The organism is Haloferax sp. Atlit-6N, assembly GCF_003383195.1.
Classification (GTDB): domain Archaea; phylum Halobacteriota; class Halobacteria; order Halobacteriales; family Haloferacaceae; genus Haloferax; species Haloferax gibbonsii.
On the sequence record NZ_QEQJ01000031.1, the window covers coordinates 1 to 836 of the forward strand.

An 836-nucleotide genomic window follows, 5' to 3' on the forward strand; every position below is an offset into this window, starting at 1 on the left:
CGACCAGGGGACGTTCCTGTTTTCGGTGCAGTTCGGCGCGACCGTCCTCGCCAACGTCGTCTTCCAGTACCCCATCGGCCGGCGGAGCGACCGCTACGGGCGGCGGCCGTTCCTCGTCGGCGGCTTCGTCCTCCTGCTCCCGACGACGCTCGCACAGGGGTTCGTCCAGACGCCGGCGCTGATGATTCTCGCGCGGTTCCTGCAAGGCGTCGCGGTCGCGGCCGTCTTCGCTCCCTCGCTCGCCCTCGCCGGCGACATCGCCAAGGCGGGGCAGTCGGGGTCGACGCTCTCGCTTCTCACGATGGGGTTCGGCCTCGGCGTCGCCATCGGCGCGCTGTTCTCGGGCGTCCTCGTCGGCTTCGGCTTCGCCGTCCCCTTCGTGGCCGCGACCGCGCTGGGCGCGGTCGGCCTGCTCCTCGTCTACACGCAGGTCGGAGAAACCGTCGAGGTCGGCGGCGGTGGCGGCGGCAGTCCCTCGCCCGCCCGCGGCGATTAGCGCCGCGTCGACGCCGCGGTCGACGTCGACGCCCGGTCCGCGTCGGCGTCGGCGTCAGTCGGCGCCACCAACGATATCGAGCAAAAACGAGCGAACCGTCGCCGCCGTCTCGTCCCACGTCGGGTGCGCGAGAAAGCGGTCGCGGGCCGAGATAGCGAGCGACTGCAACCGCCGGCGATTCCGACACAGCGGGGCCACGGCGTCGGTGAGTTCGGCCGGGTCGGTCGGGTCGACGAGGAAGCCGTCTTCGCGGTGCGTGACGAGTTCGCTCGCGCCGCCGGCCGACGAGACGAGCGCCGGGAGGCCGAACCCCATCGCCTCGACCGCGGCGATGCCGAAC

At 72.4% G+C, this 836-nt stretch carries 2 protein-coding genes; one reads left to right on the forward strand and one right to left on the reverse strand.

Translation table 11 applies throughout. The features are described from left to right. A partial coding sequence (locus DEQ92_RS20950; protein ID WP_147299531.1) for an MFS transporter occupies window positions 1-496 on the forward strand: 496 nt, incomplete at its 5' end. Window positions 497-550: 54 nt separating this feature from the next. Here DEQ92_RS20950 and DEQ92_RS20955 read toward each other — a convergent pair. After that, window positions 551-836, reverse strand: a 286-nt coding sequence (locus DEQ92_RS20955; protein ID WP_115821722.1) for a glycosyltransferase, incomplete at its 5' end; no start/stop codon positions are given.